Here is a 24,772-nt window from a genome sequence, read left to right as displayed (position 1 = left end):
TGATGGCCGCCAAGACCGACATCCACAGCGACACCCCGCAGGACGCCGACCTCGGCGCCGCGGGCTCCCAGCTGTCCACCGCGCCGAAGGAGGAGGTCTCCTTCCCCTCCCTCGGGCCGATCGGCTGGGCCCGCTGGTTCTGGCGCCAGCTGACCTCGATGCGGGTGGCGCTGATCCTGCTCTTCCTGCTCTCGCTCGGCGCCGTTCCCGGCTCGCTCATCCCGCAGACCAGCATCGACCCGGTCAAGGTCGATCAGTTCCAGAAGCAGCACGACATCCTCGGGCCGATCTACGACAAGCTCGGGATGTTCCACGTCTACAGCTCGGTGTGGTTCTCCGCGATCTACCTGCTGCTGTTCATCTCGCTGATCGGCTGCATCATCCCGCGGACCTGGCAGTTCGTCGGCCAGCTGCGCGGCCGCCCGCCGGGCGCCCCGCGCCGGCTGACCCGGCTGCCCGCGTACGCCACCTGGCGCACCACCGCCGAGCCCGAGCAGGTCCTCCAGGCTGCTCACCGGACGCTGAAGAAGCGCCGCTTCCGCACCCACATCGTGGGCACCTCGGTCGCCTCCGAGAAGGGGTACCTCCGCGAGGCCGGCAACCTGATGTTCCACATCGCGCTGATCGTGATGCTGGTGGCGTTCGCCGTCGGCCAGCTGTGGAAGTCCGAGGGCGGCAAGCTGGTCACCGAGGGGGACGGCTTCTCCAACAGCCTGACCCAGTTCGACGACTTCAAGTCCGGTTCGTTCTTCGACACGAACGATCTGGAGCCGTTCGGCTTCCAGCTCGACAAGTTCGTCGCCACGTACGAACGGTCCGGGCCGCAGACGGGCACCCCGCGCGTCTTCCGCGCCGACGTCAGGTACTTCAGCGGTGCCGACGGCAAGGAGCACAAGACCTCGATCAAGGTCAACGAGCCGCTGGACATCGGCGGCGACCGGGTCTACCTGCTCTCGCACGGCTACGCGCCCGACGTCACCGTCAAGGACGGCACCGGCAAGGTCGTCTACGAGGGCGCGGTGCCCTTCCTCCCGCAGGACCCGAAGAACTTCACCTCCAGCGGCGTGGTGAAGGTGCCCGGCGCCAAGACCAAGGACGGCAAGAAGAACCAGCTGGGCTTCCAGGGCTTCTTCGTCCCGACCTTCGGCGGCAAGGGCTCGGGCTCGATGTTCTCGGTCTTCCCCGCGCTGGACAATCCCCGGCTGACCCTGACCGCGTACCACGGTGACCTGGGCGTGGACTCCGGCCTGCCGCAGAACGTCTACCAGCTCGAGACGAAGAACCTGAAGCAGTACAAGAAGGACGGCGCCGCGGTCGCCCAGATGATGTCGCCGGGGCAGTCCATGAAGCTGCCGAACGGCGACGGCAGCATCAAGTTCAACGGCGTCAAGAGCTGGGCCAGCTTCAAGATCTCCCACCAGCCGGGCAACGGGCTCGCGCTGGGCGGCGCGGTCGCCGCCCTGATCGGCCTCGCCGGCTCGCTGTTCATCCAGCGCCGCCGGGTGTGGGTCCGCGCCGAGCCGGGCCCCGACGGCGTCACCGTCGTGGAGATCGCCGGGCTCGGCCGCAGCGAGTCCCCCAAGCTCCCCGAAGAGCTGTCGGACCTCGCGTACGCCCTCCAGCCGGACGCCCCGCAGGCGCCCGAGCCGGACCCCGAAGACTCCGACCCCCACGCAGAAGACTCCGCGGAGCCGACCGACTCCGCCGGTACCGCTGACCCCTCCGAAGGAGCGCGCGCGTGAACCTCGCGGCCGCGGCCAACGAGAATCTGGCCCACACCAGCAATGTGCTGATCTATTCGGCGATGGCGGTCTACACCCTCGCGTTCCTCGCGCACATGGCGGAGTGGGTGTTCGGCAGCCGGAGCAAGGTGGCCCGTACGGCCGCCGCGCTCACCGCGGACAAGGCGGCGGCGCCCGCCGTGACGGTGCAGGCCAAGGCCAAGGCGGGCGGCACCGCCGTACTGGACCGCCCCAAGATCGTCACCCGCTCCGCGGCCGGCAGCCGGGACGTGCCCGACGGCGTCGGCGCGCACGGCGGCACGGAGAAGGGCGACCTGTACGGCCGGATCGCGATCTCGCTGACCGTACTGGCGTGGCTGATCCACGTGGGCGGCGTGCTGACCCGCGCCCTGTCGGTGGAGCGTGCCCCCTGGGGCAACATGTACGAGTTCTCCACGACCTTCGCGGCCGTCGCGGTGGCCGTGTACCTGATCCTGCTGATCGCCAAGAAGAACGTGCGCTGGATCGGCCTGCCGCTGGTCACCACCGTCCTGCTGGACCTGGGCCTGGCCATCTCGGTCCTCTACACCGCCAGCGACCAGCTCGTCCCGGCGCTGCACTCGTACTGGCTGTGGATCCACGTCAGCTGCGCGATCATCTCCGGCGCGGTGCTCTACATGGGCGCGGTCGCCACCCTGCTGTACCTCTTCCGCGACCGCTACGAGGCCAAGCTCGCCGACCCGAGCGGGAAGCAGCCGGGCGCCTTCGCCACGTCGGTACTGGAGCGGCTGCCCGCGGCCGCCACGCTGGACAAGTTCGCGTACCGCATCAACGCGACCGTCTTCCCGCTGTGGACCTTCACGATCATCGCGGGCGCGATCTGGGCCGAGGCCGCCTGGGGCCGCTACTGGGGCTGGGACCCCAAGGAGGTCTGGTCCTTCATCACCTGGGTCGCCTACGCCTGCTACCTGCACGCCCGCGCCACCGCCGGCTGGAAGGGCCGCAAGGCCGCCTACCTGGCCCTGATCGCCTTCGCCTGCTACCTCTTCAACTACTACGGCGTGAACATCTTCGTCACCGGCCTGCACTCCTACGCGGGGGTCTGACCGAACTGACACCAGCCGCGGCGGACGGGTCTCCCGTCCGCCGCGGCTGTTCTGTCAGCGGCGGGTCAGCTGCATGGTGGCGGTCGCCGTCGCCGACGTGTGGCGCGCGTCGCCCTTGTAGGTGACGGTGTACGTCACCTCACCCTCGCCGCGCGGCCGGTCGGTCACCGAGAAGGTGCCGTCGGCGGCCACGGTTGCGCTGCCGAGCGGGACGGCCGAGCCGCCAGACGGGCCGGTCCGCGTCACCTCGACGGAGGTGCCGTCGGCGTACGGGAGCTTGGCGGACAGCGTGCCGGAGACGGTCAGCGGCGGGCCGGACGGGGCCGTGGCGGGCGCCGTCGCGGTCAGCCGGGAGTCGGCCTTGGCGGCCTCGGTCAGGACCTTCAGCTCGGTCGTCGAGCCGGAGCCGGTGATGGCGAAGAGCCGGCTGCCGTCCGGCGCCCACTCCAGGCCCCGCGTCGCGAGGGTCGCGTTGGTCGTGCCCTTGACCTCGTACGTGCGGTACGCGGCGGCCCCGCCCGGCGTGAAGAGGTAGATGTCGTCCTCGTAGTAGCCGTCGATGCCCGCGGCGACCGTGCCGTCCGGGGCGATGGCCACCGCGTTCGGGTACGGGCTGGTCGGGTAGCTGCCGTTCGCCGACAGGTCCGAGAGCTTGAAGACCTGCTGCTTGTACGGCGCGCCGCTGGCCACGACGACGTTCTCGCCGTCGGCGGCGATGGCCATGTCGCGGAGGTTGGAGGTGGTGGAGGAACCGTCGCCCGGGTTCCAGACCTTGGCCTTCTCGACCGGGTGCCCGGAGGACACGTCGTACACGCCCACGGTGGCCGGGCTGGAGCCCACCTCACCCGCGACGATCGTGTTCGGCGCGGCCGGCGAGGCGACCAGCAGCGGGGCGTTGTACCAGGCGTACGCCGGTACCTCTTCGGTGCTGACGACCGGGTCGGCGCCCGAGAGGTCGACCGAGCCGATGCCGCCGCCCTTGGGGCCGTAGAAGCTGAACCAGACCTTGCCGCCCGTGACGACCGGGGTGGACGGCTGGTTGCCCGTACCGGTCGCGTAGCGCGCGGTCTCGGTGAGGGAGCCGGTGTCGATCGCGGCGACCGCCTCGCCCTCGGATAGCCCGACGTAGAGCGTGCCGGAGTCCTCGGAGAGGGCGAGACCGGACGCGCCCTGCTCGCCCGGTATCTGCCCGACGAGCTTGCCGTCGTAGTCGGCGACCAGCACGCTGTCGCTGTTCGGGGCGCTCATGAACACCCGCTGGTGGACCCCGTCCACGACGGTGTCGGTGATCCAGTCGGCGGGCAGGGGGGTGGCGCTGTCGGCGTACGCGGGTCCGGCGGACCCGGGGCCGACGAGGGTGGCGGTACCGACGAGGGCGGTCAGCGTGAGGGCGCTGAGGCGTCTTCGTGTGCGCAAGTGCTTCATCCTCTGTACGAGCTCGGTGACGAGCAGGCTGAACCGACGGCCGGAAGACCCGGCCGCGAGGATGGCGATGGGGGGTACGGGCCGGCCGCGAGCAGGGGAAACCCCCTGGTCGCGACCGGTTCGTCGCGCCGAGCAGAAGATTAAGGCACGGCACTGACAGCGGCGGACCGCCGCTGGTTCAGCGGCGTTTGCGGGCGCCGGGTTCCTGGTGGGGCGGGGACTGGTCAGCGCCGGGGAGGGTGGGCTTCGGGAGGGTGGCGACCTCGCGCCGGGCCTCCGCCAGCCGCTCGGCGGTGTCGCGCGGCAGCCGCGGTGGGCGGTGGGCGGCGCCGAAGCCGAAGGCCGAGGTCAGGTCGCCGAAGGTGGACCGGCGCCAGTCGGAGATGTTCGGCTCCTCGACGCCGGTGAAGCGCTCCAGGAACTGCAGTACGGAGGTGTGGTCGAAGGCGTCGCCCGCGGCCCAGCCGCCCACCGTCCACGGCGAGACGATCAGGCACGGCACGCGGAAGCCGCCGCCGATGGGCAGCCCGCCGACGAATTCGTCCTTCGTGCCGGCGGCCGGCACCGGCGGCGGCACGTGGTCGAAGAGCCCGTCGTTCTCGTCGTAGTTCAGGATGAACGCGGTCTTCCGCCACACCTTCGGGTTACTGGCGATGGCCTCGATCTTCCGCGCGACGAAGTCCGCGCCCGCGGCCGGCAGGTAGTCCGGGTGCTCCGACTCCGCCGCCGTCGGGATGATCCAGGAGACGGCCGGCAGCCGGTCGTTCCGCGCGTCGTCCTCGAAGGTGCCCGCGGGCTGCGGCCGCACCCCGCGCTCGTACAGCGCGTCCCCGGGCTCGGCGTCCCGGAAGGCCTGGAACTGCTCCAGCAGGTTGCAGCCGTAGTCGTCGTCCTGCTGGTACACCTTCCAGCTCACGCCCGCCGCCTGCAGCCGCTCGGCGTACGTCGTCCAGCGGTACGGCTGGGGAGCGGTGTTGTTCAGGACCGGGCCGCCGTGGGTGCCGCCGGGGTCGATGGTGCCGGTCATCCAGTACAGCCGGTTCGGCCAGGTGGGCCCGAAGACCGAGCAGAAGTAGTTGTCGCAGAGGGTGAACGCCTCGGCGAGGGCGAAGTGGAAGGGAATGTCCGCGCGGGTGTGATAGCCCATCACGTACGGGCCGTTCTTCCCGTCCGCCTTGCGGTGCGCGGGCAGCCACCGGTCCATCTTCCCGCCGTTCCACGCCTCGTGCTGGACGGACCAGGCGTGGCTGGTGGACGGTATGGCCTGGGCGCTGGAGCTGTGCGTGTCCAGGTGGAACGGCAGCAGGTACCCGTCCGGGTTCACCGCGTCCGGCTGGTGGAAGACCGAGCGCCCCGTGGACAGGGTGAGCGCGTCGGGGTCCGCGAAGCCGCGTACGCCGCGCAGCGTCCCGAAGTAGTGGTCGAACGAGCGGTTCTCCTGCATCAGCAGCACGACGTGCTCGATCTCGTCGAGCGAGCCGTGCCGGGGCGGCCCGGCCGCGACGGCCTTCCGCACGCTCGGCGGCAGCAGCGACAGCGCGGCGGCGCCGCCCACCGCCCCCGCGGCGGAGCCGAGGAGTCTGCGTCGGGTCATGTCGGGCATGGGTGCCCCTCCCTGTGTCTCCCTGAGTCGGTCCGGCCCGCTGAGGGCCGAACCGACTGTCGCGGCAGGGAGGCGCGGCGGGCAGGAGGGGATGCGTGAATCGTGCATCAATTGACCGTGAACAGACGAATATTGCCTGGCAAAAGGCGCTGGCCAGGCATGTTCTCGGAAGATGATCTCTGCGCGGTCAGCCTAGAGGGAGCGGCCCGGTTCCTGACGGAGGCTCAGGTGCACGGTCGTGGCGTCGTGGCGTTGGGGTGGCGGCACCGGTCCCTCGGCCCTCTTCAGTCCTCGCCGATGTCCTCGTGCCACAGCTCGGGCCGGTCCGCGATGAACGCGCGCATCATCGCGACGCACTCCGGGTCGTCCAGCACCACGATCTCCACGCCGTGCTCGGCCAGCCAGTCGTGTCCGCCGTGGAATGTCTCCGCCTCGCCGATCACCACCCGGGAGATCCCGAACTGGCGCACCAGCCCGCTGCAGTACCAGCAGGGCGAGAGCGTGGTGACCATGGTCGTGCCCTTGTAGGAGCGCTGCCGTCCGGCGGCCCGGAAGGCGGCCGTCTCCGCGTGCGTCGAGGGGTCCCCGTCCTGCACGCGGCGGTTGTGTCCCCGCCCGAGCAGCGTGCCGTCCGCGCCGAACAGCGCGGCGCCGATCGGGACGCCGCCGGACGCGAGCCCGGCCCGGGCCTCGGCCACCGCGGCGGCCAGCATCGCGGACGCGTCGGAGCCCCTCACTCGTCGCCCTCCTTGGACTCCCGGCGGCGGAGCTCCTCCTCGCGGCGCTTGAGGTCCGCCTCCCAGTCCTTGAGCAGCGCCTCGTCCTCGTCCCGCCGCTGTGCCCGCTCCCGCGTGCCCAGCTTCTCCAGGAACTCGGGGTTGTCGTCCGGCGCCACCCAGCCGCCCCGGCCGCGCCCCGGCGCGCCGCCCCCGGCGGCGAGCGCCGCCCGGTCCTTCCCGGCGATCAGCCAGGACACCGACCCGACGAGCGGGAAGAGCAGGACGAGGATCGCCCAGAGCACCTTCGGCATGTGGCGCACATGCCGCTCATCGGTGGTGACGCAGTCGATGAACGCGTAGATGCTCAGTGCCAGCGGCACCAGGATCATCAGCACCCGCAGCATGTGTCGCTCCCCCTGGGAGTGGCCGGGCGGGCCGGTGAGCGCGGCCCCAGTGACCAGTCCAGGGTAGTGCGTACCGGATACTGGGATGCATGGCTTATGACGATCTTCGCTCGTTCCTCCGGGCGCTCGACCGCGAAGGTGACCTCAAGCGGATCAAGGCCGAGGTCGACCCCCACCTGGAAGTCGGGGAGATCGTCGACCGGGTGCAGAAGGCCGGCGGACCCGCGCTCCTCTTCGAGAACGTCAAGGGCTCGGCGATGCCCCTGGCGATGAACGTCTACGGCACCGACCGCCGCCTCCTGAAGGCGCTCGGCCTGTCGTCCTACGACGAGATCAGCGGCAAGATCGGCGGCCTGCTCAGGCCCGAGCTGCCGCAGGGCTTCGTCGGCGTCCGCGAGGCCTTCGGGAAGCTCGCGAACATGACGCACGTGCCGCCGAAGAAGGTGAAGGGCGAGGGCGCGCCCGTCCAGGAGGTCGTGCTCCAGGGCGACGAGGTGGACCTCGAACAGCTGCCGGCCCTGTTCACCTGGCCCGAGGACGGCGGCTCGTTCTTCAACCTGGGGCTGACCCACACCAAGGACCCCGAGAGCGGCGTACGCAACCTCGGTCTGTACCGCCTCCAGCGCCACGACAAGCGCACCATCGGGATGCACTGGCAGATCCACAAGGACAGCCGGAACCACTACCAGGTGGCCGCCAGGCGCGGCGAGAAGCTGCCGGTCGCCATCGCCTTCGGCTGCCCGCCGGCCGTGACGTACGCCTCGACCGCGCCGCTGCCCGGCGACATCGACGAGTACCTCTTCGCGGGCTTCGTGCAGGGCAAGCGGATCGAGATGGTCGACTGCAAGACCGTGCCGCTCCAGGTGCCGGCCAACGCCGAGGTGGTACTGGAGGGCTGGCTGGAGCCGGGCGAGATGCTCCCCGAGGGCCCCTTCGGCGACCACACCGGCTTCTACACGCCGCAGGAGCCCTTCCCCGCCCTGACCATCGACTGCGTGACGATGCGCAAGCGCCCGCTGCTGCAGTCGATCGTGGTCGGCCGGCCGCCGACCGAGGACGGGCCGCTGGGCCGGGCGACGGAGCGGTTCTTCCTCCCGCTCCTCAAGATCATCGTCCCGGACATCGTGGACTACCACCTCCCGGAGTCCGGCGGCTTCCACAACTGCGCGATCGTCTCGATCGACAAGAAGTACCCGAAGCACGCGCAGAAGGTCATGCACGCCATCTGGGGCGCGCACATGATGTCGCTGACCAAGCTGATCATCGTGGTGGACGCCGACTGCGACGTGCACGACCTGCACGAGGTGTCCTGGCGCGCGCTCGGCAACACGGACTACGCCCGTGACCTGACGGTAGTGGAGGGCCCGGTGGACCACCTGGACCACTCCTCGTACCAGCAGTTCTGGGGCGGCAAGGCCGGCATCGACGCGACCGCGAAGTGGCCCGAGGAGGGCTACACCCGGGACGGGGGCTGGCCGCAGATGATCGTCTCGGACCCGGAGATCTCCGAACGGGTCACCAAGCGCTGGAAGGAGTACGGGCTGTGAGCGCCTCCGCCGCCGCGATCCCGCAGCCGGGCCGCACCCGGGCCTTCCTGCGGCTCGTCATGATCGAGCACTCGGTCTTCGCGCTGCCCTTCGCGTACATCGCCGCGCTGACCGCGATGTTCCTGCACGACGGCAGCATCCACTGGGTCCGGCTGCTGCTGGTCACGGTCTGCATGGTCGGCCTGCGGACCTTCGCGATGGCCGCGAACCGCATCATCGACCGCGAGATCGACGCCCGAAACCCGCGCACGGCCGGCCGCGAGCTGGTCACCGGCGCGGTCTCGGTCCGGTCGGCCTGGACCGGCGCGCTGGTCGCCGTCGTCGTCTTCCTGGGCGCCGCCGCGCTGCTCAACCCGCTGTGCCTGGCGCTGGCGCCGGTCGCGGTGGTCCCGATGGTGGTCTATCCGTACGGCAAGCGGTTCACGAACTTCCCGCACGCCATCCTGGGGGTGGCCCAGGCCATCGGCCCGATCGGCGCCTGGCTCGCGATCACCGGCAGCTGGTCGTGGGAGGCGGTGATCCTCGGCCTCGCGGTGGGCGTCTGGATCGGCGGCTTCGACCTGATCTTCGCCTGCCAGGACGTGCGGGCCGACCGCGCGCACGGCGTGAAGTCGGTACCGGCCCGCTTCGGCATCCCCGGCGCGCTGCACGGCGCCCGCGCCTGCCACGCCGTCACGATGGTGCTGCTGGTCTGGTACGCGCTGGCCACCGGCGCCGGTGCGTTCTTCTGGGTCGGCCTGGTGATCGTCGCGGGCGCGTTCCTGTACGAGCACACGATCGTCCGGCCGCACGACCTGTCGCGCCTGAACCGCGCGTTCTTCACGGTCAACGGGTTCATCGGGATAGCGCTGTTCGTCTGCGCGCTGCTGGACCTGCTGGTGCGCGGCCTGACGCTCTGATCCGGCGCATGCGGAAGGGCCGGTACCCGCTCGGGTACCGGCCCTTCCGCGCGCTCGGGCGCGGCCTCAGTTCTTGACGAAGCGCCAGGCCAGGAACTTGGGGTAGGACCACATCTCCCCGCTGTTGGCCTTCACCGTGCCGATGATCCCGAAGACCAGCGTGGTGATCCAGTACGCGCCGAAGAGGACGAGGAAGCAGATCAGGGGGACGGCGAAGACCACGCCCGGATCGCCGGTCCCGGAGTCGGCGGTCAGGCCCGCGCCGATCACCACGGCGAAGTACAGCACGCCGGTGATCACCGCCATGATCGCCTGGGTGATGCCGTAGTTCATCCCCTGGGCCGAGTGGTGGCGGATGTACGGGTCGTGCTCGTTCTGCGCGTTGTTACGGATGGCGAGCGGGGCGATCCAGCCGCACAGCATGCCGATGCAGCACACGCCCGTGCCGACGAAGACGGTGAGCACCGCGCCGAGGTGCGACCACATCGCGGGCGAGGTCGAGGGCCGGGGCGCGGCGGGGTAGCCGTATCCCGGAGGCTGGGGGCCCCAGCCGGGACCGCCGGGGCCGGGACCGCCGGGGCCGCCGTACGGCGGCTGCTGGCCGGGGCCGGGCGGCGGGGCGTAGCCGTAACCGGGCTGCTGGCCCTGCTGCTGGTCGTACGGCTGCTGCCCCTGCTGCGGGTAGGGCTGGCCGTACGGCTGCTGCCCCTGCTGCCCGCCGTTCTGCTGCGGCGGCGGGCCCTCGGACGGCGGCTCGGATGCGGACTTGTCGAACTCGACCACGGGCTGATCCCCCCGATGACGTAACTGGTGTGACCGGCAGCGCCGGGCGCCGGGCGGCGCGCCCTGGCCCGGCGCTGCCGCGTGCAGAGACTACGGGACGCGGCCTCCCGAGCGGAGTCCCGGCGTCCGCACGCGGAAGACGAACGCGGCCAGCACCCCGCCGGCCAGTCCGAAGAAGTGCGCCTGCCAGCTGATGCCGTTCGAGGCCGGGAGCGCGCCCCACAGGATCGAGCCGTAGAGCACCGCGACGAGCACGCCGATGGCGATGTCCAGCGCCTTGCGCTCGATGAAGCCGCGCACGACGAGATAGCCGAAGAGCCCGAAGATCACTCCGGAGACGCCCGCGGTATTGCTGCCCTGCGGCGATATCAGCCAGACGCCCAGACCGCTGATGACGGCGATGAGCAGCGCGACGCCGGCCAGTCTGCGCACCCCGGAGCGCAGCCCGGCCAGGAAGCCGAGCACGAGCAGCGGGAGGGTGTTGGCCATGAGGTGGGCGAAGCCGAAGTGCACGGCGGTCGCCGGGAGCACGTCGACCAGCTCGCTCAGCTCGCGCGGCCGGATGCCGAAGGTGTCCAGCGCGTGCCCGCCGGCCGCGTCCACCGCCTCCAGCACCCAGAGCAGCCCGACCCAGGCCAGCACCAGCAGCGCAGCGGGTTTGGCGCGTCCTCCCATGTCCGGCCCTCCTCGCCCGCCCGTCGGTGTGTCCGCCGAGTCCGTGCGCCGGGCGTGGCCGCACGAGCTCACAACCAACAACGGCTGTGACGGTGCTCCTGGTTCCGCCGGATAGGCTCGGTGCCGTGGAGCCGCCGCACAACGTCACCAGTCAGCACGCCGGTACCGGTCACCGCAGACCGTGGGTCGTCGGGATCTCCGGCGCGTCCGGGACCCCGTACGCCGCGTCCGTCCTGCGCGGCCTGCTGGCCGCGGGCGAGGCCGTCGACCTGGTGGTGAGCCGGGCCTCGCGGCTGACGCTGCTGGACGAGACCGGGATCTCCTTCCGGGACGCGCACTGGCGCACGGACCTGCGCGAATGGCTGGCACGCGGCGCGGACGGCAAGCCGGAGACCTTCCCGGTCACCGAGGCGGACCTGGCGGACGTGCGGTACTGGGCGGCCGGCGACCTGGCGGCGGGCCCGTCGTCGGGCTCGTACCCGGCCAAGGGCATGGTGATCGTGCCCGCCAGCACGGCGTGCGTGGCCGGGGTGGCGCTGGGGCTGTCGAAGGACCTGTTGCAGCGGACGGCGAGCGTGACGCTGAAGGAGCGCAGGAAGCTGGTCGTCGCGGTGCGCGAGACGCCGCTGAACGGGCAGACCCTCAAGCACCTGGTCGCCCTGGACGAGGCGGGCGCCGTGGTGCTGCCGGCCTCGCCCGCGTTCTACGCGGGGGCGACGCACATCCAGGACCTGGTGGACTTCGTGGCGGGCCGGGCGCTGGACGCGGCGGGCGTGCCGCACGGCCTGTACCGCCGCTGGTCGGGCGAGCTCGGCGGCGGCAGCGCCGATCGCTCCGGCAGAAGCCAATGATCAACTTGTGATTTTACCTGGGATTGCGGGCTCAAGTCGCCCTGCATGCCTTAGATTCTGTAATCAGTAGTGGCAGTGCGGAAAGATTGAAAGGTCGGGGACGCAATGGACGCGGTGGACAGGCAGCTCATCCAGGCACTGCGCGAGAACGGCAGGGCCTCGTACGCGGAGCTCGGCCGACTGGTCGGCCTCTCCGGTCCCAGCGTCACGGACCGCATCAACCGGCTGGAGTCGGCCGGCGTGATCACCGGCTATCGCGCGACCGTCGACGCCGCCTCGCCGGGCCTGGGCGTCACGGCCCTGGTCGGCATCTCGCTGTCGGACGCCACCGACCACGAGGACGTCGCGCACCGGCTGCGCGACCTCGCCGAGATCGAGGACTGCTGGTTCATCGCGGGCGACGACTCGTACATGCTCAAGGTGCGCGTGGACAACGTGGACGGCCTGGAGCGGACCATCCGCCGGCTGTCCGGCACCAAGGGCGTCTCCCGTACGCGCACCACGATCGTGCTCTCCACGAAGTGGGAGAACCGGGTCGGCGAGCTGCCCGAGGAGTCGTAGGCGTACGCTCGTTGAAGCCCGTTTTGGCAGTGATCGCAGAGACGAACGATGGAGGCGGACCGGTATGGACGCTGGGCTCAAGCGCGAGCTGGAGGAGAAGGTCCACGCCGGTGAGCGGCTGACCCGCGAGGACGGCATCGCCCTCTACGAGTCCGACGACCTGGCGTGGCTCGGCGGCCTCGCGCACGAGGTGCGCACCCGCAAGAACGGCGACGTCGTGCACTTCAACGTCAACCGTCACCTCAACATGACGAACGTGTGCACCGCCTCGTGCGCCTACTGCTCCTTCCAGCGCAAGCCGGGCGAGAAGGACGCGTACACGATGCGCATCGAGGAGGCCGTCCGCCTGGCCAAGGCCATGGAGAACGAGAACCTCACCGAGCTGCACATCGTCAACGGCCTGCACCCCACGCTGCCCTGGCGCTACTACCCGCGCTCCCTGAAGGCCCTCAAGGAGGCGCTGCCGAACGTCGGCCTGAAGGCGTTCACGGCGACCGAGATCCACCACTTCGAGACGATCTCCGGGCTGACCGCCTCCGAGATCCTCGACGAGCTGATCGACGCCGGCCTGGAGTCGCTGACCGGCGGCGGCGCGGAGATCTTCGACTGGGAGGTCCGGCAGCACATCGTCGACCACGCCACCCACTGGGAGGACTGGTCGCGGATCCACCGCCTGGCGCACGAGAAGGGCCTCAAGACGCCCTCCACGATGCTGTACGGGCACATCGAGGAGCCGCGCCACCGCGTCGACCACGTGCTGCGGCTGCGTGAGCTGCAGGACGAGACCGGCGGCTTCCAGGTCTTCATCCCGCTGCGCTACCAGCACGACTTCGTGGACATGAAGGACGGCAAGGTCCGCAACAAGCTCCAGGCGCGCACGACCATGGCCACCGGCGCCGAGGCCCTGAAGACCTTCGCGGTCTCCCGCCTCCTCTTCGACAACGTGCCGCACGTGAAGTGCTTCTGGGTCATGCACGGCCTGCAGACAACGCAGCTGGCGCTGCAGCACGGCGCCGACGACATGGACGGCTCGGTCGTCGAGTACAAGATCACGCACGACGCCGACAACTACGGCACGCCGAACAAGCTCACCCGCGAGGACCTGCTGGACCTCATCACGGACGCGGGCTTCCGGCCGGTCGAGCGGAACACCCGGTACGAGATCATCCGCGAGTACCCGGGCCCGGACGCGAACCGCCGCGAGGAGCCGCAGGCGATGCGGGTGTGACGGAAAGGGTTTTCCGATCACTTGAGTGACGGATTAGGGTCCAGGTCATGAGCGTGCGCTTCGACCTGGACCCTTCTGTCACCCGTGAACTGCGCGACGGGATCTGCGCGCTGTGGGCCGATGTGTCCAACGCCGGTGGCGCGGTCGGCTTCGTACCGCCGGTGACCATCGAGGACATCCGTCCCGACCTGGTGAAGCACCTCGCCATCATGGCCGAGGGTGACGCCCGCCTCATAGTGGGCCGGGACTCGGGCGGCACCCCGGTGGCGACTGCGTGGCTCTACCGCAACCGGCACCGCCTGATGCAGCACTGGGTGTGGGTCTACAGCGTGATGGTGCACCCCTCCTTGCAGGGGCAGGGAGTGGGCCGCGAGCTGATGGCCGCGGTCGAGGACGCCGCGAGCGCCACCGAAGGGATACGCGCCCTCCGGCTCACCTGCCGCGGCGGCACGGGAGCGGACCGCTTCTACGCCTCCTGCGGGTACAAGGAGGTCGGCCGGGTCCCCGACGCCATCAAGGTCGCCGCCGACGACTACCGCGACGACGTCACCATGTGGCGCGAGCTGCACTGAGGCGCCGGTTCCGGGGGCGGGGAAGATCACACAGACTGCTGTGCTTGACTGGATGCAGACCCTTTCGGTTGTCGTTGAGAAGAAGGTCCGACCGTGAGCAGCCAGAAGCACGCCGCACTCCTGTACACCGCTTCCCGCGTGGGCCTCTTTGTCGTCTGCTTCGCGGTCGTCTGGGGCCTCGCGTACGTCCACGTCATTCCGCTGGCCGTCGGCGCCTCGAACACCATCTGGCTGCTGCTGCTCGCCATCGTGATCTCCGCGCCGCTCAGCTTCGTGCTGCTGCGCAAGCAGCGGGACGCGATGTCCCAGCAGATCGTGGCCAGGGTGGACCGCCAGAAGGAGCGGCTCGCCGCCAGCCAGAGCCAGGAGGACGGCGTGTAAGGCGCCTCACACCGACGCCGCCCGCCCGGGGAGTTTCCGCTCCCCAGGCGGGCGTTGGCGTTTTCCGTCCTGTCCGGGCGTCCGGGATGCCAAAGATTTTCTTTGAGTACCCCAAAGTTCAAGTGTTAACGTATTGGACATGATGACAGCAGCCGCGCACCGATTCGCCATGAGCGTTCCGCTCGTGGTGCGCCTGCACGTCGATCTTTGCCGCTGTCTGTCCGCGGCCTGTTGCCGCCGCTGAGCATCGACCGCAGCGGCCGGAGATCCCGTACGGACCTCCTGGCGCTCCACGCCCCTTCCTCGAAGCCCGCATTGCACCCGGAGTGTGCCCGTTGTCCACGTCGTCTTCCGAGACCACCTCTCCCAAGACCTCCCGCATACCGAAGGTTCCCTTCTGGGCCCAGATCCTGCTGGGTCTCGTCCTCGGTGTGCTCCTCGGCTGGATCGCCAAGAGCGGCGACATCGGCTGGCTGGTCACCACCCTCGGCAAGATCGGTGAGCTCTTCGTCCAGCTGCTGAAGCTGGCCGTGGCCCCGTTGGTCTTCTTCGCCATCGTGGTGTCGATCACCAACCTGCGGCAGGTCAACAACGCCGCCCGGCTCGCCACCCGCACCCTGCTGTGGTTCATGGTCACCTCGCTGATCGCCGTCGCGATCGGCCTGGCGATCGGCCTGGTCACCAACCCCGGCTCCGGCACGGGCCTCACGCCCGCCGACGGCTCCAAGCCCGACCACGCCGGTACCTGGATCGACTTCCTGACCGGGATCATCCCGACCGACATCATCACGCCCTTCACCCAGCTGCAGGTCCTGCAGATCGTCTTCATGGGCGCCGTCGTCGGCATCGCGGCGCTCCAGCTGGGCGAGAAGGCCGAGCCGGTGCTCAAGCTCAGCCGCTCGGTGCTCGAACTGCTGCAGAAGGCCCTGTGGTGGGTCATCCGGCTGGCCCCGCTGGGCACCGTCGGCCTCATCGGCAACGCGATCGCCACGTACGGCTGGAACCTCATCGGCAAGTACGCGACCTTCACCGTCGACATCTACGTCGGCTGCGCGCTGGTGCTGTTCGGCGTGTACCCGCTGCTGCTGGCGACCGTCGCCAAGGTCAGCCCGCTGCAGTTCTTCAAGGGCGCCTGGCCCGCCATCCAGCTGGCCTTCGTCTCCCGCTCCTCGGTCGGCACCATGCCGGTCACCCAGAAGGTCACCGAGCGCCTCGGCGTCCCGAAGGAGTACGCGTCCTTCGCGGTGCCCTTCGGCTCGACGACCAAGATGGACGGCTGCGCCTCGATCTACCCGGCGCTCGCCGCGATCTTCATCGCGCAGATCTTCGACGTCCCGCTGCACGTCGGCGACTACGTCCTGATCGCCTTCGTCTCGGTCATCGGCTCGGCCGCCACCGCCGGCCTCACCGGCGCCACGGTCATGCTGACCCTGACCCTGTCCACGCTGGGCCTCCCGCTGGCCGGTGTCGGTCTCCTCATGGCCATCGACCCGATCCTGGACATGATGCGCACCGCCACCAACGTGGCCGGCCAGGCCGTCATCCCGATCCTGGTCTCCGCCAAGGAGAAGATCCTGGACCGCGAGGCGTACGCCAACGCCACCAGCATCAGCCTGGACGGCGACCCCGACCTGGCGACCGCCGCGGCCGAGGCCGACCAGAAGGTCACGGTCCCGGCCCCCGCGGCGGGCTGACCGCAGCCCCGATCCGTCGACGCCCCGCGCCCCGAAGCCACCCGGCTCCGGGGCGCGGGGCGTTGGCGGTACGTAAACTTACTTTGCGGTAAGCGGGCGGGGTGGAAGGACATTCGGTGTGGGTGGCGTGAAGAGCAAGCGGGTGCCGCGGGCGGTGCGCGAGCAGCAGATGATGGACGCGGCCGTGCTGACGTTCGCGCGGCGGGGGTACCGGGCCGCCTCGATGGACGAGATCGCCGAGGTCGCCGGGGTGTCCAAGCCGCTGGTCTACCTCTATCTGAACTCCAAGGAGGAGCTGTTCACCGCGGTCGTCCAGCGGGAGGCGGCGGCGCTGGTCGCGGCCGTGCGCGGCGCCGTGGAGCAGGGCGCGGCGGCGGACCGGCAGCTGTGGAGCGGGCTGAAGGGCTTCTTCGCGCACACCGCCGAGCATCCGGAGGGATGGGCGGTGCTGCACCAGCAGGCGCGTACGCACGGTGAGCCGTTCGCCCTGCAGGTCGCCGGGATGCGGGCGGAGATCATCGAGTTCGTGACCGGCCTGATCGGGGCCGCGGCGCGGGAGGCGGGCTGTGACGAGAGCCTGGCCGAGCGCGAGGTGTCCGGGCTGGCCCACGCGCTCGTCGGGTCCGCCGAGTCGCTCGCCGAGTGGGCCAACGCCCGCCCGGAGGACGCCCGCCCCTCTGCCAAGGAGACCGCGGCGACGCTGATGAACTTCGCCTGGACCGGCCTGGGCCGCCTGATGGGCGGCGAGCGGTGGGCGCCCGGCGGGTGACCCGGCGCGGGAGGGCGGCCGCGGCGGCACAGCGGGGTCCGGGCCGTGTCGCCGCGACGACCCGCGCGCGGGTCAACCAGGTATTCGGATGTTCCCCTCCAGATGGATGCGCTCTTTCCGGTCGGATGCGCCGGTCAGCCGGAAGGCGTGGCCGTCGGAGGCGTATGTGACGGTCGCCGGGAGCAGGACCGGGGCGCGGAAGCGGGCGCTGAGGCGCAGCGCCGGGGCGTCGGCCGGTACGGCCTCGGCGGCGCACCGCGCGACGGTCCACATGCCGTGCGCGAGGGCGCGCGGGAAGCCGAGCGCGCGGGCGGTCAGCGGGTGGAGGTGGATCGGGTTGTAGTCGCCGGAGACGGCGGCGTGCCGGCGGCCGAGGCCGGCGGGCAGCCGCCACTCGGTGCGCTGCGGCAGTTCGGGGTCGGCGGTGTCGTCCGGCGGGGGAGCGCTCGTCGTGGCCTCCGTGCGGTGCCGGGCCAAGTACGTGCTGTGGTCCTCCCACACCAGTTCGCCGTCCCGCCGGGCCTCCGTGACCAGCACGGCTTCCGTGCCGCGCCGGTGCGGGCGCAGCTCCTGTGCGTACACCGTCAGGTCCAGCGGGCGGTCCGCGTACAGCGGTGCGTGCTGGGCGATCTCGATCGTGGTGTGGACGAGGCCGAGCATCGGGAGCGGGAAGCTCCGGGCGCTCATCAGCCGCGCGGCCAGCGGGAAGCCGAGGATGTGCGGATAGGTGACCGGCAGTACCGGGCCGGGCGCGCCGAAGCCGCACACCTCGGCGTACGCGGCGGTCCGTGCCGCGTCGGCCCGTACGCCGGGCAGCGTGAGCCGTACGGCGGGCAGCGGCGCGTCCGCCCGCGGCCGTTTGCCGACGCCGGTCACCACTCCCTTGGCCAGCGCGGGCATCAGGCGCGGCGCGCGCTTCAGGGAGACGTCCGTCATCACGCCCCCAGCAGGCTCTGGCCGCAGACCCGGACGACCTGGCCGTTGACGCCGCCGGAGGCCGGGCTCGCGAGCCAGGCGATGGTCTCGGCGACGTCGACGGGCAGGCCGCCCTGGCCGAGGGAGTTCATCCGGCGGCCCGCCTCGCGGATGAAGAGCGGCACGGCCGCGGTCATCTTCGTCTCGATGAAGCCGGGCGCGACCGCGTTGACGGTGACCCCGTGCTCGGCGGCGGCTCGCGGTGCCAGCGAGCGCACCAGCCCGATGATCCCGGCCTTGCTCGCCGCGTAGTTGGTCTGCCCGGTGTTGCCCGCGATCCCGGCGATGGACGCGGTGGCGACGACCCGGCCCGTACCGCGCCGCAGCGTGCCGGCGGCCAGCAGGTGGTCGGTGGTCCGCAGGACGGAGGCGAGGTTGACGTCCAGTACGGAGTCCCAGCGGTCGGCCGCCATGTTGGCCAGCCGCCGGTCCCGCGTGATCCCCGCGTTGTGGACGAGGACGTCCAGCCCGTCGGGGAGCGCGGCGGCGATCCGCTCGCCCGCGTCGGGCGCGGTGATGTCCAGCGTGAGGGCCTGCCCGCCCAGCCGCTCGGCGACCGCCCGCACGTCCGCCTCGGCCTGCGGCACGTCCAGGCAGACCAGCCGCGCGCCGCACCGGGCCAGCGTCTCCGCGACCGCCGCGCCGATGCCGCGCGCGGCCCCGGTCACCAGCGCGGTACGCCCGTCCAGCGGCCGGTCCCAGTCCTCGGGGACGGTCACGTCGTCGGCCGATTCGACGCCGATGACCTGCCCGCTGACGTACGCGGACCGGGGCGAGAGCAGGAAGCGCAGGGTGGACTCCGCGGCCCCGGCGGAGCCCGGGGCCAGCCGCAGCAGGTGGGCCGTGCGGCCGCGGCCCACCTCCTTGCCGAGCGACCGTACGAACCCTTCGAGGGCCTGCTGCGCCGCGGCCTGGTGATGGTCGGCGGGGTCGGGCGCCGAGCCCAGTACGACCACCCGGGCGTCGTCCGTCAGCGACCGCAGTACTGGATGCAGCCCGGCGTACACCTCGCGCAGAGCGGCCACCTCGTCCGCGCCGGTGGCGTCCACGACGACCGCCGCGTACCGCGCACCGTCCTGACGGGTGGTGTGCACCGGCAGCCCGGCGCGGGCCAGCACCGCCACGGGCTCGACCGTGCTCTTCCCCGCCGTCAGCTGCAGCAGCGGCCCGTCCAGCACCGGCCGCCGCGCGCTCCACCGGTGCAGCGGCGCCGGCTGCGGCAGCCCCAGCCGCCGGGTCACGAAGCGGCCCGGACCGGATTGCGTGAAACGAAGGTAGCGATCGGGCATTGGCCGGCTCCTGGATCTCGCGTAAATTTACTTCTGAGTAAGGTTACTCAAGGGTCAGGAGCTGGTCGAGGATGAGTACGCAGGAGAGCGCGGCAGGCATTCGGCGGGTCGCGGTGATCGGCGGCAGCCGCATCCCCTTCGCCCGCTCGGACGGCCCGTACGCCACCGCCGCCAACCAGGAGCTGCTGACCGCCGCGCTGGACGGCCTGGTGGAACGGTTCGACCTGGAGGGCGAGCGGATCGGCGAGTTCGTCGCGGGCGCGGTGCTCAAGCACAGCCGCGACTTCAACCTGGCCCGCGAGACGGTGCTCGGTTCCGGCCTGGACCCGCGCACCCCCGCGTACGACATCCAGCAGGCGTGCGGCACCGGCCTGCAGGCCGTCATCGCCGCCGCCAACAAGGTCGCCCTCGGCCAGACGGACAGCGCGATCGCCGGCGGCTCCGACACCGCCAGCGACGCTCCGCTCGGCGTCAACGAGGAGTTGCGGAAGATTCTGCTGGCGACCCGCCGCGCGAAGACGGCCGGCGCCCGCCTCAAGCAGCTCTCCCGGATCCGCCCGCGCCACCTCGTCCCCGAGATCCCGCGCAACGCCGAGCCGCGCACCGGGCTCTCCATGGGCGAGCACGCGGCCCGTACGGCCAAGGAGTGGGGCATCCCGCGCGCGGCCCAGGACGCCCTGGCCGCGACCAGCCACCAGCGGCTCGCCGCCGCCTATGACCGCGGTCTCCTCAAGGACCTGGTCGTCCCCTTCCGCGGCCTGGACCGCGACCAGAACCTCCGGCCGGACTCCACGGTGGAGAAGCTCGCCCGCCTCAAGCCGGTCTTCGGCGTCCGGGACGGCGACGCGACCATGACGGCGGGGAACTCCACGCCGCTGACGGACGGCGCGGCGACCGTCCTGCTGGCGAGCGAGGAGTGGGCGAGCGCGCGGGGCCTTACGCCGCTGGCCCACCTCACCGCTTATGAAACGGCGGCGGTGGACTACGTGGACGGTGACGACGGGCTGCTGATGGCGCCCGCGTACGCCGTGCCGCGGATGCTGGAGCGGGCCGGGCTCGGCATCGAGGACTTCGACCTGGTCGAGATCCACGAGGCGTTCGCCTCCCAGGTGCTCGCCACCCTCGCCGCCTGGGAGAAGCGGGGGCTGGCCCCCGTGGACCGCGACCGGCTCAACGTCGCCGGGTCCTCGCTCGCCACCGGCCACCCCTTCGCCGCGACCGGCGCCCGCATCGTCGCCACCCTCGCCGAGCTCCTGGCCGCACGCGAACCGGCCGCCGACGGCAGGCCCGTACGCGGGCTGATCTCCATCTGCGCGGCGGGCGGACTGGGCGTGACGGCGATTCTGGAGCGCGCGTGAGAAAGATTCCGGAGCGCGCGTAAGAACCCTTGTCAGGGCAGCCGGGCAGCCCGTACGAAGTCGTACCCAGCAGCAGCCGAAGCCGTACCGCAGCAGCACCGAAGGAGCCGCTCGTGTCCAGCCAGGAAGCCGCACCACCCAGAACGCCCGTACTGGTACCGCCGCGCAGGACCGTCGAGGACGGCGTCGTCCGCGAGGTCTCCGTCCCGCCGCTCGCCCCCGCCGTCCCCACCGGCTCCCTGGGCGACATCCCCTTCGACAACGCCGCCGCGGCCCCCACCGATGTCGTGCTCGGCCGCAGGCAGCACGACGGCAGTTGGCGCGACGTGACCGCCGCCGACTTCGCCGACGAGGTACTCGCCCTCGCCAAGGGGCTGATCGCGCACGGCCTGCGCCCCGGCGACCGGCTCGCCATCATGGCCAGGACCAGTTACGAGTGGACCCTGATCGACTTCGCGTCCTGGGCGGCGGGGCTGGTCACCGTCCCCCTCTACCCGACCTCCTCGGCCCACCAGGCCCAGTCGATCCTGCAGGACTCCGGCGCCCGGGCCTGCGTCGTGGAGAACGTCGAACAGACCCGCATGATCAGCGGTGTGCGCGGGAGCCTCCCCGGCCTCGCCCACCTCTGGCAGCTGGACACCGGCGCCGTCGCCCAGATCACCTCGGCGGGCCGCGACCTGTCCTCGTACGAGGTGACCAAGCGGCGCGCCGCACGCGGCCCCGCCGACACCGCCACCCTGATCTACACCTCCGGCACCACCGGACAGCCCAAGGGCTGCGTCCTCACCCACGGCAACTTCTTCGCCGAGGTCGACAACTCCATAGAACTGCTGCACCCGGTCTTCAAGTCGGTCAGCAAGGACCCCGCCTCGACCCTGCTCTTCCTGCCCCTCTCGCACGTCTTCGGGCGGATGGTCGCGGTCGGCTGCCTGCGGGCCCGGGTGAAGCTGGGCCACGCGCCCAGCATCCAGACCGAGGAACTGCTCGCCGACCTGGCCGGCTTCCGCCCGACGTTCCTGCTGGCCATCCCGTACGTACTGGAGAAGGTCCACAACACCGGCCGGGCCACCGCCGAGAAGATGGGCCGGGCCGCCTCCTTCGACCGCGCGGCGCGGATCGCCCGCCGCTACGGCGAGGCGGTCGAGGCCGCGGAGCACGGCACGGGGCCGGGGCCCGGACTCGGCCTGCGCGCCGCGCGCGGCCTGTACGACCCGCTCGTCTACCGGCGCATCCGGGCGGCGCTCGGCGGCCGGGTCCGCTACGCGATCTGCGGCGGCTCCCCGCTCGGCCGGCGGCTGGCCGCGTTCTACGAGGGCGCCGGCATCCAGGTCTTCGAGGGCTACGGCCTGACGGAGACCACCGCGGCCGCCACCGTCACCCCGCCCCTCAAGCCGCGCCTGGGCACCGTGGGCTGGCCGCTGCCGGGCAGCGCGGTCCGCATCGCCGAGGACGGGGAGGTACTGCTCCGCGGTGGCCAGGTCTTCAGCGGGTACTGGGACGCGGCGAGCGGGACGGCCGTGCCGGCGGTGGACGGGGAGGCGTGGCTCGCCACCGGCGACCTCGGCGCGCTGGACGCGGACGGGTACCTGACCATCACCGGCCGCAAGAAGGAGATCATCGTGACCTCCGGCGGCAAGAACGTCGCGCCCGCGCCGCTGGAGGACCGGCTGCGCGCGCATCCGCTGGTCGGCCAGTGCCTGGTGCTCGGCGACAACCGCCCGTACATCACGGCCCTGATCACGCTGGAGCCGGACGGGCTCGCGCACTGGCGGCAGATGCAGAAGAAGCAGGACGTGCCGCTCGCGGAGCTGGTGCGCGACGAGCGGCTCCTCGCCGATCTGCAGCGCGCCGTCGACGACGCCAACCGGCTCGTCTCGCGCGCCGAGTCCATCCGCCGCTTCACCGTGCTGCCCGCCGACTTCACCGAGGAGGCCGGTCACCTCACGCCTTCGTTGAAACTGAAGCGAGTGGCCATTGCACGGGACTATGCGAAAGACATCGACGCGTTGTACGAAAGTAGTTGAGCGCGGAACCTACCCCCGCCCGTCGTGCGTTGTACCGGGCGCGTCAGACTGGAGTCCCGTGTCGCCTCTGTGGGGGAGGCGGCGCGGGGCTTCACCTTTTCTGCCCGTTTTGTCGGACGCCGGCTCAGGAAGTCGGCGCACGCCGCCGGTTCGCGCCGCCGGTCCGGGAAAAGGCAGGAGCCCCGCTTCGCCACCGAAGTGGCGGAGCGGGGCTCCTTGGGTACTGCTACGTCGACCGCGATCCGGTCGGACCGGGCAACTTAGACCGGCGTGACGTTCTCCGCCTGCGGGCCCTTCGGGCCCTGCGTGACGTCGAAGTTCACCTGCTGGTTCTCCTCAAGGGAGCGGAAGCCAGAGGCGTTGATCGCGGAGTAGTGGACGAAGACATCGGGGCCGCCGCCGTCCTGGGCGATGAAGCCGAAGCCCTTCTCGGCGTTGAACCACTTAACGGTTCCGGTAGCCATAAGCCCTCCTTGGGCCAAAGGGTTGCCCTGCTCCAGAACCTGCAAAGAAGTCTGAAAACTACAAATGCCTGCGGGTCACATGATCCGCAGGCTCTGTACTGCAAGGGAAACCAAACTGCAACTTGCGCTGAGCCTAGCACGGTGCGCTCAGAAGGCGGAAGAGCCAAAGATCACGTTTAACTTCGTGCCGGGGTTCCCACCCGGTTCTCGCCACCATCCGGAGGCCCCCGCCGCCGCACGGCGCGCCGCGCGGGTCTAGCCTCCACATGTGGACAATTCAACCGTAGGAGACGCACCCGCACCGACCTCCGGCCACCGCCGGGCCCGGCCGCGGGTGGGCCACATCCAGTTTCTGAACTGCCTGCCCCTCTACTGGGGCCTGGCCCGTACGGGCACCCTGCTCGACCTGGAGCTCACCAAGGACACCCCCGACCAGCTCAACGAGAAGCTGGTCGGCGGCGAGCTGGACATGGGACCGATCACCCTCGTCGAGTTCCTCAAGCACGCCGACCAGCTGGTCGCCTTCCCCGACATCGCGGTCGGCTGCGACGGCCCGGTGATGTCCTGTGTGATCGTTTCGCAGAAGCCGCTGGACCAGCTGGACGGCGCCCGGGTGGCGCTCGGCTCGACCTCGCGCACCTCCGTGCGGCTGGCGCAGCTGCTGCTCGCCGAGAAGGTCGGCGTCACGCCCGAGTACTACACCTGCCCGCCCGACCTGGGCGTGATGATGCAGGAGGCGGACGCCGCCGTCCTCATCGGGGACGCCGCGCTGCGCGCCAACCTGCACGAGGCGCCCCGGCTCGGCCTGGAGGTCCACGACCTCGGCCAGATGTGGAAGGACTGGACCGGCCTGCCGTTCGTCTTCGCGGTGTGGGCGGCCCGGCGCGACTACCTGGAGCGCGAGCCGGTCGTCGTGCAGAAGGTGCACGAGGCGTTCCTGGCCTCCCGCGACCTGTCGCTGGAAGAGGTCGGCAAGGTCGCCGAGCAGGCGGCGCGCTGGGAGCACTTCGACGAGGACGTGCTCGCGAAGTACTTCACCACGCTGGACTTCCGCTTCGGCCCCGACCAGCTGCGCGGCGTCACGGAATTCGCCCGCCGCACGGGCCCGACGACGGGCTTCCCGGCGGACGTACGGGTGGATCTGCTGGGCGCCTGACCCGGGGGCCGGCCGCTTGTACGAAGCGCCGGCCCCTCGCTTTTTTCTTGGCCTATACATCTATATATCGGGACGGCGTTCCGGCGTCCTTCCGTCCGGGAATTCTCCGTGAACTCCGGGCGAACGACTCGGCCGGCTTTTCCCGGAAACGGCGCCTCCGGAATTCCCGGTCCGATTTCCCGGCGGCCGCCCGCTCGCCCGATCGGCCGGAAAGCACCCCCTTTCCGGCCGACGGGCGACCCCCGCCGGATCGCATTCCCCCGCTGGCGGGATCGCCGCCGCTCTAAGCTGACCCCATCGGGTGGGGCGCGAGGGGGAGGCGAGAGGCCATGCAGCCGCTGGCAGCGGAGGACCCGGCGGAGATCGGTGTGTACCGGCTGCTCGCCCGGCTCGGCGCGGGCGGCATGGGCCGGGTCTACCTCGGCCGCAGCCCCGGCGGCCGCACGGTCGCCGTGAAGGCCGTCCACCCGCACTTCGCCGCCGACGACGAGTTCCGGGCCCGCTTCCGGCGCGAGGTGGCGGCCGCGCGCCGGGTCGGCGGCGCCTGGACCGCGCCCGTCCTGGACGC

The 24,772-nt window shown here is 71.2% G+C and carries 23 protein-coding genes and 1 pseudogene; 15 read left to right on the top strand and 9 right to left on the bottom strand.

The window, feature by feature from the left end:
• The first annotated feature begins 2 nt into the window (after positions 1–2).
• Entirely contained in the window at positions 3–1,742 is a 1,740-nt protein-coding gene (resB, locus tag ABT381_RS18485) for a cytochrome c biogenesis protein ResB (protein WP_351594993.1), read from the top strand.
• Entirely contained in the window at positions 1,739–2,827 is a 1,089-nt protein-coding gene (ccsB, locus tag ABT381_RS18480) for a c-type cytochrome biogenesis protein CcsB (protein ID WP_351594990.1), read from the top strand. Before resB ends, ccsB begins: the two co-directional genes overlap by 4 nt.
• Before the next feature lie 54 nt (positions 2,828–2,881).
• Here ccsB and ABT381_RS18475 read toward each other — a convergent pair whose 3' ends face one another.
• The 4 genes from ABT381_RS18475 to ABT381_RS18460 all read right to left on the bottom strand — a co-directional run bounded on the left by ABT381_RS18475 (position 2,882) and on the right by ABT381_RS18460 (position 6,978).
• A complete protein-coding gene (locus ABT381_RS18475) occupies positions 2,882–4,243 on the bottom strand; it encodes a hypothetical protein (RefSeq protein ID WP_351594987.1) in 1,362 nt (453 codons plus the stop codon).
• Between the two features lie 187 nt (positions 4,244–4,430).
• Positions 4,431–5,855 carry an alkaline phosphatase family protein gene (locus ABT381_RS18470; RefSeq protein ID WP_351594984.1) on the bottom strand — a complete coding sequence of 475 codons (1,425 nt, stop codon included), beginning with the start codon at positions 5,853–5,855 and terminating at the stop codon, positions 4,431–4,433.
• 284 nt (positions 5,856–6,139) lie between these two features.
• Positions 6,140–6,568: a nucleoside deaminase gene (locus ABT381_RS18465; protein WP_351595048.1), complete on the bottom strand. Its 429-nt coding sequence runs from the start codon at positions 6,566–6,568 to the stop codon at positions 6,140–6,142.
• Positions 6,569–6,588: 20 nt separating this feature from the next.
• Positions 6,589–6,978: a PLD nuclease N-terminal domain-containing protein gene (locus ABT381_RS18460; protein ID WP_351594982.1), complete on the bottom strand. Its 390-nt coding sequence runs from the start codon at positions 6,976–6,978 to the stop codon at positions 6,589–6,591.
• An 89-nt stretch (positions 6,979–7,067) separates the two neighbouring features.
• On the opposite strand from ABT381_RS18460, the gene ABT381_RS18455 reads away from it, so the two are divergent.
• Both ABT381_RS18455 and mqnP read left to right on the top strand, forming a co-directional pair.
• On the top strand, positions 7,068–8,525 hold the full coding sequence (locus ABT381_RS18455) for a menaquinone biosynthesis decarboxylase (RefSeq protein WP_351594980.1): 1,458 nt from the start codon (positions 7,068–7,070) through the stop codon (positions 8,523–8,525).
• Entirely contained in the window at positions 8,522–9,424 is a 903-nt protein-coding gene (gene mqnP / locus ABT381_RS18450) for a menaquinone biosynthesis prenyltransferase MqnP (protein ID WP_351594978.1), read from the top strand. The genes ABT381_RS18455 and mqnP overlap by 4 nt, the downstream gene beginning before the upstream one ends.
• A gap of 66 nt (positions 9,425–9,490) precedes the next feature.
• On the opposite strand, the gene ABT381_RS18445 is transcribed toward mqnP, so the two are convergent.
• Positions 9,491–10,207, bottom strand: coding sequence for a DUF4870 domain-containing protein (locus tag ABT381_RS18445; protein ID WP_351594975.1), 717 nt, complete (start codon positions 10,205–10,207; stop codon positions 9,491–9,493).
• 90 nt (positions 10,208–10,297) lie between these two features.
• The gene (locus ABT381_RS18440; protein ID WP_351594972.1) at positions 10,298–10,882 is read right to left on the bottom strand and encodes a rhomboid family intramembrane serine protease; all 585 of its coding nucleotides are present in this window, start codon (positions 10,880–10,882) and stop codon (positions 10,298–10,300) included.
• Between the two features lie 125 nt (positions 10,883–11,007).
• Between ABT381_RS18440 and ABT381_RS18435 the strand changes: the two genes are divergently transcribed.
• From ABT381_RS18435 to ABT381_RS18405, 7 genes are all read left to right on the top strand, one after another.
• Entirely contained in the window at positions 11,008–11,733 is a 726-nt protein-coding gene (locus ABT381_RS18435) for a UbiX family flavin prenyltransferase (protein ID WP_351594969.1), read from the top strand.
• A gap of 105 nt (positions 11,734–11,838) precedes the next feature.
• On the top strand, positions 11,839–12,294 hold the full coding sequence (locus ABT381_RS18430) for an Lrp/AsnC family transcriptional regulator (protein ID WP_351594967.1): 456 nt from the start codon (positions 11,839–11,841) through the stop codon (positions 12,292–12,294).
• 64 nt (positions 12,295–12,358) lie between these two features.
• Positions 12,359–13,522 (top strand): aminofutalosine synthase MqnE, encoded by a 1,164-nt coding sequence (gene mqnE, locus ABT381_RS18425; RefSeq protein ID WP_351594964.1) that lies wholly within the window; start codon positions 12,359–12,361, stop codon positions 13,520–13,522.
• Positions 13,523–13,569: 47 nt separating this feature from the next.
• Positions 13,570–14,094, top strand: a complete 525-nt coding sequence (locus tag ABT381_RS18420) for a GNAT family N-acetyltransferase (protein ID WP_351594961.1) — start codon at positions 13,570–13,572, stop codon at positions 14,092–14,094.
• A gap of 93 nt (positions 14,095–14,187) precedes the next feature.
• Complete coding sequence (locus ABT381_RS18415) at positions 14,188–14,475, top strand: DUF4229 domain-containing protein (protein ID WP_351594958.1); 288 nt, start codon at positions 14,188–14,190, stop codon at positions 14,473–14,475.
• A gap of 335 nt (positions 14,476–14,810) precedes the next feature.
• Positions 14,811–16,169: a dicarboxylate/amino acid:cation symporter gene (locus ABT381_RS18410; RefSeq protein WP_351594955.1), complete on the top strand. Its 1,359-nt coding sequence runs from the start codon at positions 14,811–14,813 to the stop codon at positions 16,167–16,169.
• A gap of 118 nt (positions 16,170–16,287) precedes the next feature.
• On the top strand, positions 16,288–16,938 hold the full coding sequence (locus tag ABT381_RS18405; RefSeq protein ID WP_351594953.1) for a TetR/AcrR family transcriptional regulator: 651 nt from the start codon (positions 16,288–16,290) through the stop codon (positions 16,936–16,938).
• Between the two features lie 72 nt (positions 16,939–17,010).
• On the opposite strand, the gene ABT381_RS18400 is transcribed toward ABT381_RS18405, so the two are convergent.
• Both ABT381_RS18400 and ABT381_RS18395 read right to left on the bottom strand, forming a co-directional pair.
• On the bottom strand, positions 17,011–17,874 hold the full coding sequence (locus ABT381_RS18400; RefSeq protein ID WP_351594950.1) for a MaoC/PaaZ C-terminal domain-containing protein: 864 nt from the start codon (positions 17,872–17,874) through the stop codon (positions 17,011–17,013).
• Positions 17,874–19,202: a 3-oxoacyl-ACP reductase gene (locus tag ABT381_RS18395; protein WP_351594947.1), complete on the bottom strand. Its 1,329-nt coding sequence runs from the start codon at positions 19,200–19,202 to the stop codon at positions 17,874–17,876. The genes ABT381_RS18400 and ABT381_RS18395 overlap by 1 nt, the downstream gene beginning before the upstream one ends.
• Before the next feature lie 71 nt (positions 19,203–19,273).
• On the opposite strand from ABT381_RS18395, the gene ABT381_RS18390 reads away from it, so the two are divergent.
• Positions 19,274–20,560 carry an acetyl-CoA C-acetyltransferase gene (locus ABT381_RS18390; RefSeq protein ID WP_351594944.1) on the top strand — a complete coding sequence of 429 codons (1,287 nt, stop codon included), beginning with the start codon at positions 19,274–19,276 and terminating at the stop codon, positions 20,558–20,560.
• Between the two features lie 113 nt (positions 20,561–20,673).
• Entirely contained in the window at positions 20,674–22,584 is a 1,911-nt protein-coding gene (locus tag ABT381_RS18385; RefSeq protein ID WP_467754798.1) for an AMP-dependent synthetase/ligase, read from the top strand.
• 260 nt (positions 22,585–22,844) lie between these two features.
• Here the strand turns inward: ABT381_RS18385 and ABT381_RS18380 are convergent, their stop codons facing one another.
• Positions 22,845–23,048, bottom strand: a complete 204-nt coding sequence (locus ABT381_RS18380) for a cold-shock protein (RefSeq protein WP_003984261.1) — start codon at positions 23,046–23,048, stop codon at positions 22,845–22,847.
• A gap of 268 nt (positions 23,049–23,316) precedes the next feature.
• Between ABT381_RS18380 and ABT381_RS18375 the strand changes: the two genes are divergently transcribed.
• Both ABT381_RS18375 and ABT381_RS18370 read left to right on the top strand, forming a co-directional pair.
• Positions 23,317–24,204 carry a menaquinone biosynthetic enzyme MqnA/MqnD family protein gene (locus tag ABT381_RS18375; protein ID WP_351594941.1) on the top strand — a complete coding sequence of 296 codons (888 nt, stop codon included), beginning with the start codon at positions 23,317–23,319 and terminating at the stop codon, positions 24,202–24,204.
• A gap of 329 nt (positions 24,205–24,533) precedes the next feature.
• A pseudogene (locus ABT381_RS18370) lies at positions 24,534–24,772 on the top strand (serine/threonine protein kinase); the annotation flags it as partial.

The sequence above is a fragment of the Streptomyces sp. NPDC000151 genome (assembly GCF_040301705.1).
In the GTDB taxonomy this organism is placed as follows: domain Bacteria; phylum Actinomycetota; class Actinomycetes; order Streptomycetales; family Streptomycetaceae; genus Streptomyces.
This window is presented reverse-complemented; position numbering and strand designations above follow the sequence as displayed.

What these genes read in the sequence shown, in the direction of transcription:
- ABT381_RS18430 (WP_351594967.1), top strand. Translation starts at nt 11,839, where the DNA reads ATGGACGCGGTGGACAGGCAGCTCATCCAGGCACTGCGCGAGAACGGC.
- ABT381_RS18460 (WP_351594982.1), bottom strand. Translation starts at nt 6,978, where the DNA reads ATGCTGCGGGTGCTGATGATCCTGGTGCCGCTGGCACTGAGCATCTAC.
- ABT381_RS18440 (WP_351594972.1), bottom strand. Translation starts at nt 10,882, where the DNA reads ATGGGAGGACGCGCCAAACCCGCTGCGCTGCTGGTGCTGGCCTGGGTC.
- ABT381_RS18390 (WP_351594944.1), top strand. Translation starts at nt 19,274, where the DNA reads ATGAGTACGCAGGAGAGCGCGGCAGGCATTCGGCGGGTCGCGGTGATC.
- resB (WP_351594993.1), top strand. Translation starts at nt 3, where the DNA reads ATGGCCGCCAAGACCGACATCCACAGCGACACCCCGCAGGACGCCGAC.
- ABT381_RS18400 (WP_351594950.1), bottom strand. Translation starts at nt 17,874, where the DNA reads ATGACGGACGTCTCCCTGAAGCGCGCGCCGCGCCTGATGCCCGCGCTG.
- ABT381_RS18455 (WP_351594980.1), top strand. Translation starts at nt 7,068, where the DNA reads ATGGCTTATGACGATCTTCGCTCGTTCCTCCGGGCGCTCGACCGCGAA.
- ABT381_RS18420 (WP_351594961.1), top strand. Translation starts at nt 13,570, where the DNA reads ATGAGCGTGCGCTTCGACCTGGACCCTTCTGTCACCCGTGAACTGCGC.
- ABT381_RS18395 (WP_351594947.1), bottom strand. Translation starts at nt 19,202, where the DNA reads ATGCCCGATCGCTACCTTCGTTTCACGCAATCCGGTCCGGGCCGCTTC.
- ABT381_RS18380 (WP_003984261.1), bottom strand. Translation starts at nt 23,048, where the DNA reads ATGGCTACCGGAACCGTTAAGTGGTTCAACGCCGAGAAGGGCTTCGGC.
- mqnE (WP_351594964.1), top strand. Translation starts at nt 12,359, where the DNA reads ATGGACGCTGGGCTCAAGCGCGAGCTGGAGGAGAAGGTCCACGCCGGT.
- ABT381_RS18465 (WP_351595048.1), bottom strand. Translation starts at nt 6,568, where the DNA reads ATGCTGGCCGCCGCGGTGGCCGAGGCCCGGGCCGGGCTCGCGTCCGGC.
- ABT381_RS18470 (WP_351594984.1), bottom strand. Translation starts at nt 5,855, where the DNA reads ATGCCCGACATGACCCGACGCAGACTCCTCGGCTCCGCCGCGGGGGCG.